A 6,720-nucleotide genomic window follows, 5' to 3' on the forward strand; every position below is an offset into this window, starting at 1 on the left:
TAATAACCAACTCAACAAAGTTAGAAAATAAACACCAATAACGCCACTTAAGTGGACTAGGAGATAGTGATGATTCAAGGCATTCAAATTACAAAAGCAGCAAACGACAACCTACTAAATTCTATCTGGTTACTCGATAACGAAAAGAATGAAGCACGTTGCGTTGCCGCTAACGCAGGCTACCAAGCAGATCAAGTTATCGCGGTCAGCGACCTTGGTGAGTATGAAAGCCGTGAAGTTGCGATTGAAACAGCACCTCGCATCGAAGGCGGTCAGCACCTAAATGTGAACGTTCTTAAGCGTGAAACTCTTGAAGATGCCGTTGCACACCCTGAGAAGTATCCGCAACTGACGATTCGTGTTTCTGGTTACGCTGTTCGTTTCAACTCATTGACTCAAGAACAGCAACGTGACGTTATCGCACGTACCTTCACTGAGACGCTATAATCATAGCGTTGATGAGAATATTTATATCCAAAAATGGCGCTCAATGAGCGCCATTTTTATCGTTAGAGGAATATCATCCTGACTTCAATAAGATGAAATCAGGATCTCTTTAAGGCTGAACGCGTCTTAACACCGTTTTTAGAGCGTCAAAATCATTGTCTAACTCTTCAGAAAGCAACGCCATCACTGCATGTTTTGCAAGAGGAGCAGGTAATTCAATGTCAGTGCCTAGCACATCGTCAACGACTTCTTTAAATTTGGCAGGGTGCGCAGTACACAAAAATAGCCCCGTTTCTCCCGCTTGTAACTGCTCATCCAAAACTCGATACGCAATGGCACCATGCGGTTCACACAAATAACCTTGCGCGTAAAGTTCACGAACTGAATCCGCACTTTGTGCATCAGATACCGCACCTTTACCTAAGGTATCTAGCCCCCAGCCCTTTAAGCGACAAAGCTCTTCGATGCGCGGCCAGTTGTTCGGCTGACTCACATCCATCGCATTCGATGTGGTCGCGACAGTGGGTTTTGGATCCCATTGACCCGTTTCTAAGTAACGAGGAACGGTATCATTGGCATTGGTTGCCGCGATAAAACGCTTGATAGGTAAGCCCAATGCTTTTGCCAACAGACCAGCGGTTAGGTTGCCAAAGTTGCCACTCGGTACAGAGATGACTAAGTTTTCACGCTGAGCTTTGCTTAATTGTGATGCGGCCTCAAAGTAGTAGCAAATTTGTGCCATTAAACGACTGATATTGATTGAATTTGCAGAGTTTAAACCGATCTCTTGGCGAAGCTTGGCGTCATCAAAAGCCTGCTTAACTAACGCTTGGCAAGCATCAAAGTCACCATTTATCGCGACAGTGTGAATATTGTTGCCCAGAGTGCAGAAGAGTTTTTCCTGTAACGGGCTGATCTTACCTTTAGGGTAAAGTATCACGACCTTGATGTCGGGCATTCCATAAAAGGCATGAGCCACCGCAGCGCCAGTATCACCAGAAGTCGCGGTTAAAATGGTGATCTGTCCACCATTTGAAACGGCGGCCAGTGACTGCGCCATAAAGCGACCACCAAAATCTTTAAATGCCAGCGTTGGGCCGTGGAAAAGCTCTAGAGCATAAATGCCGTCTTTCACTTGCTTAATCGGTGCTGGAAACTGAAAAGCCGCATCAACCATCGCATTCACTTGCTCTGCGGGTAATTCATCACCAATCAAGGCGCTGAGAATTTTTGTACTACGAGAGATAAAATCTTCGGCTAGTAACGCGTCAATATCATCAAACTGAGGCAACTCTGCTGGGAAAAACAGCCCTTGATTGCGTCCTAATCCTTGGCGTACGGCTTGGCCAAAAGAGACTTGTTCATCATTTTCTTTTATGTTGTAAAGCTTCATAGAGCACTTCCTGTAACGGTCGAGCCATTTTTGTCTAAGCGACAAATATGGACGAATCCTTCTTCATTTTGTACATAATGTTGTTCAAGCCAACGAGCAACTCGCTCGGCAACCTCTTTTTCTTTGCAAATACTGAACAGTGTTGGGCCACTGCCGGAAATGCCAGTGGTGAGCGCTCCGGCTGATGCAGCGTATTTACGCGCATCCGAAAAGCCGGGCAGAAGTTTCTCACGATACGGTTCAGCAATCACGTCTTTGATCAGTTTAGCCGCTAGCTCAGGCTGACCTGAGTGACAAGCATGAATGAAACCTGCGAGATGACGACCATGCGCAATGATGTCCTGTCGACGATATTGTGAAGGTAAGATCGCTCGCGCTTCGGCTGTGGAAACTTTAATCCCAGGATACGCCATCACCCAATACCAATCGTCAAAACAAGGCACTTCTTGGCTGATGATACCTAGCTCTTCAAGCATCAATTGCACGCCGCCTAAGTAGCAGGGGGCAACGTTATCATAATGTATACCGCCTGAAATTTTACCTTCCATTTCGCCCATCAGCGCTAAAAGCTCAGTCTGATTAAGTGGGTTACCGTGAAACTGGTTCAACGCATCTAAAGCTGCAACAATTGAACAAGCACTGGAACCTAAACCAGAACCAATCGGCATATTTTTTTCTAACGTCATTTGCAACGGCTTTACTACAATGCTCTTTTTTTCAAGCTCTCTGGTAAAAACAAGCCAGCAATCGTAAACAATATTCTGCTTTGGATCTTCAGGCAACTTGTCGACAAAGCGACCTACAGTTTCGAGTACAAAAGGTTCGCTGCCCGCTTTAATTTCAACGCGATCCCCCAATAAACTGCCATCAATTGGCGACACGGCCGCCCCTAAAACATCAAACCCAACGCTCACATTACCAATTGAAGCTGGGGCATACACCACCACACTCATGTCACTTGAACTCATCAATTAAACCCCTAACTTCCAACCTAAGGTACGCATCACATCAGAGAACACCCCTGCTGCTGTTACTTCTGTACCCGCCCCATAACCACGCAACACCAATGGAATCGGTTGATAATAACGGCTATAAAACGCCAGTGCATTCTCACCATCTTTGACTTTAAACATGGGGTCATTTTCATCGACCACTGCAATTTTCACCTTGCATTGGCCTTCTGATATTTCACCCACATAACGTAATACCTTACCTTCGGCTGCGGCCTTAGTGGATAACTCTTGGAAATAAGCATCAGCCTGTGGCAAGCGCGCCATAAATTCTTCAACTGTACCCGAAATATCGAAACCCGGCGGCAAAGCAAGATCGACTTTTACATCATCCAGTTCTAAAGGCATTCCCGCCTCACGAGCTAAAATTAACAGCTTACGAGCCACATCCATTCCCGACAGATCATCACGAGGATCAGGCTCAGTAAAACCTTTCTCTTTAGCTAGCTGCGTAGCTTGACTAAGAGTCATACCTTCATCCAGTTTGCCGAAAATAAACGAAAGAGAGCCAGATAAAATACCGCTGAATTTTTCCAACTCATCACCAGCGGCAATGAGATTTTGCAAGTTTTCAATCACAGGTAAACCAGCACCAACCGTCGTTTCGTACATCAGTTTACGGCGCGAGTTGCGCGCCACTTCACGCAGCTGGTGATAGTAGGCCATGCTTGCGGTATTGGCTTTTTTATTAGGCGTCACAACATGAAAACCCGCAGCCAAAAATTCGGCGTACTGGTTGGCAATCACTTCACTGGAAGTACAATCAACTAAGACAGGGTTAATGATATGGTTACGCTGCACTAGAGAGATAAGCCTTGCGAGGCTAAATTCTTCACTCGCGCTATGCATTCGATCGCGCCAATGCTCCAGCGGCAAGCCTTCGCTATCCAGCAATAGTGCCTTACTATTTGCAAGGCCACACACTCGAATCACAATTCCTTTATCAGCTAGTTTGGCTTGCTGACGATGAATTTGGTCAACTAATTCGCCTCCGACACCGCCAACACCGACCACAAACACATCCAAGAAATGCTTAGAATTGAAGAGATTTTCATGACAAGCCTTGATCGCTTCTGAAATTTTATCTTCTGGAATCACCGCCGAAATAGCTCGCTCGGAAGAGCCTTGTGCAATGGCAACAATATTGACGTGAACTTCAGCCAGCGATGAGAAAAATTGAGAAGCCACTCCGCGCGAAGTGCGCATGCCATCACCAACCAGAGTGACAATCGCAACGTCATCCATAAACTCGACAGGCTCAAGTAGGCCATCTTTTAATTCCAGTTCAAACGCTTCCGATAATGCGCTTTTGGCAAGGGCTTTATCTTGCGCCTCAATACAGAAACTGATGCTGTATTCTGAAGAGGATTGTGTAATCAGCACAATAGAAACGCCTGCGGCAGACATCGCGCCAAACACACGGCTAGCCATTCCGACCATGCCTTTCATGCCAGGGCCGGAGACGTTGACCATAGTCAAATTATTGAGTGTAGTAATACCTTTAATAGCCAGCTTATCTTCACCAGTATCTTGACCAATCAGCGTGCCTGCGCCTTGAGGGTTAAAACTGTTTTTGATAAGACACGGAATATGAAATTGTGCAATCGGTGCAATAGTTTTGGGATGTAACACTGACGCGCCAAAATACGAAAGCTCCATCGCTTCTTGGTAGCTGAGTGATTTTAATAAACGAGCATCCGCAACCAAACGTGGGTCACAGTTATAAACGCCATCGACATCGGTCCAAATCTCACAACAATCTGCACGTAAACATGCCGCAAGCACAGCCGCAGAATAATCCGAGCCATTACGGCCTAGACAGACCAATTCACCCTTTTCATTACCAGCCGTGAAACCCGGCATAATGTTAACATGTGCTTGCGGAAGTGGATTTTGCTTGAAATTTTGCGTGGAGATCTCAACATCGACCATTGCCTCAAGATACTCACCTTTAGCAAAAAGATATTGTACTGGGTCAATCAATGCAGCCGCTTGTCCTTTTGCTTCAAGTACCGCTTTCATCAGTTGGATAGAGACTCGCTCACCTTTACTAATAATGCGCGCATTGACGTTGTCTGGGCACATACCGAGTAAATTAATGCCGTGTACAAATTGACGCAGCTGAGACAGTGACGTTTTTACTTGATTGTCAAAAGCGGCCGAATCCACATTAGGTAATTGTGCTTTGATGCCAGCGAGTAGATCGAAAAATGAGAATTCAAGCTCCGCTATTTGGCGTTCTGCTTCGCCATTACGCAAAGCACTCTCAATAACGGCCACTAATTTATTGGTGGTTTTTCCCGGTGCAGAGAGCACAACGGCGACTTCTTCTTGCTGTACATTGTTAACGATGATATCTGCCGCCCTTAAAAAACGATCAGCATCGGCTAACGATGAACCTCCAAACTTTAATACTCGCATCCCTTCCTCCAAAACAGTTCAAATTGGTATAAAAAAAGGCCTGTATCTGGTGGGATACAGGCCTTTTTTGTAAAAACTTTTCGCTCAGCGGCCCGCCCCAACATGTGTCATGTCGGTAATAATAATGGTGGTTGTCATTACTACTAGGCTGCGCTGTAACATAGAAAAATTTAAATACTCGTGTGTTTAATTGCCCTTACGTTTACCTTACTTCGTCATCATTAGTCAACGAAAATCTGCTATTTTTTATAGTCATTCCGAATTAATCAAATTAAAAAACACAACACAAATAAGATACTTATTGCACATTAAGCACAACCATTTTACACATAAGCAAATAACAAAATGCTATATACATAACGCTGTCATCGTGTGAAATTTGTGCTTTAATTGTTGTTACCGCAGTGGACGCAGTAACTCAAAACAATAATAAGGAGAGGCAGATGAAACTAAAAGTCGCACTATGTTTATTTCTGCTTGTTTCTTTATCTAGCATAGCCAATACCTTACCTGCACTTCCTTCTTCACAGAGCCAATCTCCACATCGCTTATTTCTTTCAAGCGAAAGTGATGGTCAACAATTTGATAGTTGGACTATTGATGGCGGTTATTCTTATAACCTTTTTGACAATTTAGATCTGTACATTGGAGCGAGGATAAATAATTCCGACTACGGATCCGAAAGTGGTTTTTTAAGTGGCCTTAGCTACCAGCTAACCCCAAAATTATCACTAAAAAGCACCTTACGGTCAGCCGCCAGTAATCCGAATGATACGAGCAGTGCCGATGCTATGGCGGCGGAGCTATCTAGCCGACTTCAACTGTCAGAAAACGTTGATTTACATGCCACCCTTGATTATCAAGAGTGGCAACAAGGCGTTCAATTTGGGGTGGGTTTCAGATTCTAGTGCCAGTCTAGCGCTTGAGTTGACGTTAAAACACCATTCCAATCGGCATAAACATAGTCACCCGGCTGAATCATCTGGTTGAGGATAGTCAGCGTCACATTAATTTCGCCTGCACCTCTCTTATCGGTCTTAAGTGGACAACTCGCTAACGCTTTCACACCTAAATCCATTTGCGATAACGCAGCAACATCGCGTATCGCTCCATAAATGATGACCCCTTCCCAACCGTTTTCAATCGCCATGATCGCCAGTTGGTCACCCAATAAGGCTCTTTGACACGAACCGTTACCATCGACGACTAAAACTTTACCTTTACCATTTTGGCTTAATACGTCACGAACTTTAGAGTTATCGTGATAGCAACGCACGGTGACAATTTGCCCCCAAAAAGCACTCCTTAAACCAAAAGTTTGCAAAGGCAAATCCAATATATTGATTTGCGATTCAAATTTATCGCAAATATCTGGTGTGATATCTATCATCCTTCTTCCTTGATTATTGTTTATTATTTTCATCTGACACATTAGACGCGCTGTAAAAC

The 6,720-nt window shown here is 44.6% G+C and carries 7 protein-coding genes and 1 other annotated feature; of the genes, 2 read left to right on the forward strand and 5 right to left on the reverse strand.

Features of this window, described 5'->3' with window-relative positions; genetic code table 11:
- Positions 1-69 precede the first annotated feature (69 nt).
- Entirely contained in the window at positions 70-447 is a 378-nt protein-coding gene (gene grcA / locus B9J84_RS00280; protein WP_026027385.1) for an autonomous glycyl radical cofactor GrcA, read from the forward strand.
- Positions 448-556: 109 nt separating this feature from the next.
- Here the strand turns inward: grcA and thrC are convergent, their stop codons facing one another.
- The 4 genes from thrC to thrL form a co-directional block, all read right to left on the reverse strand.
- Positions 557-1,840, reverse strand: coding sequence for a threonine synthase (thrC, locus tag B9J84_RS00285; RefSeq protein WP_094123267.1), 1,284 nt, complete (start codon positions 1,838-1,840; stop codon positions 557-559).
- Positions 1,837-2,793: a homoserine kinase gene (gene thrB, locus B9J84_RS00290; RefSeq protein WP_094123268.1), complete on the reverse strand. Its 957-nt coding sequence runs from the start codon at positions 2,791-2,793 to the stop codon at positions 1,837-1,839. Before thrB ends, thrC begins: the two co-directional genes overlap by 4 nt.
- An 18-nt stretch (positions 2,794-2,811) precedes the next feature.
- On the reverse strand, positions 2,812-5,271 hold the full coding sequence (gene thrA / locus B9J84_RS00295; protein ID WP_094123269.1) for a bifunctional aspartate kinase/homoserine dehydrogenase I: 2,460 nt from the start codon (positions 5,269-5,271) through the stop codon (positions 2,812-2,814).
- A 29-nt stretch (positions 5,272-5,300) separates the two neighbouring features.
- Positions 5,301-5,418 (reverse strand) — a sequence feature (Thr leader region).
- On the reverse strand, positions 5,356-5,433 hold the full coding sequence (gene thrL / locus B9J84_RS16060; RefSeq protein ID WP_100208354.1) for a thr operon leader peptide: 78 nt from the start codon (positions 5,431-5,433) through the stop codon (positions 5,356-5,358). It overlaps the preceding feature by 63 nt.
- A gap of 242 nt (positions 5,434-5,675) precedes the next feature.
- Here thrL and B9J84_RS00300 point away from each other — a divergent pair, with 242 nt between their 5' ends.
- Positions 5,676-6,179, forward strand: a complete 504-nt coding sequence (locus tag B9J84_RS00300) for a hypothetical protein (protein ID WP_094123270.1) — start codon at positions 5,676-5,678, stop codon at positions 6,177-6,179.
- Here B9J84_RS00300 and B9J84_RS00305 read toward each other — a convergent pair.
- Positions 6,176-6,661, reverse strand: a complete 486-nt coding sequence (locus B9J84_RS00305) for a putative 4-hydroxy-4-methyl-2-oxoglutarate aldolase (protein WP_010318275.1) — start codon at positions 6,659-6,661, stop codon at positions 6,176-6,178. The two genes, B9J84_RS00300 and B9J84_RS00305, sit on opposite strands and share 4 nt — an antisense overlap.
- Positions 6,662-6,720: the final 59 nt, after the last annotated feature.

It is taken from the genome of Vibrio sp. V03_P4A6T147 (assembly GCF_002241085.1).
GTDB classification, from domain to species: Bacteria; Pseudomonadota; Gammaproteobacteria; order Enterobacterales; family Vibrionaceae; genus Vibrio; species Vibrio anguillarum.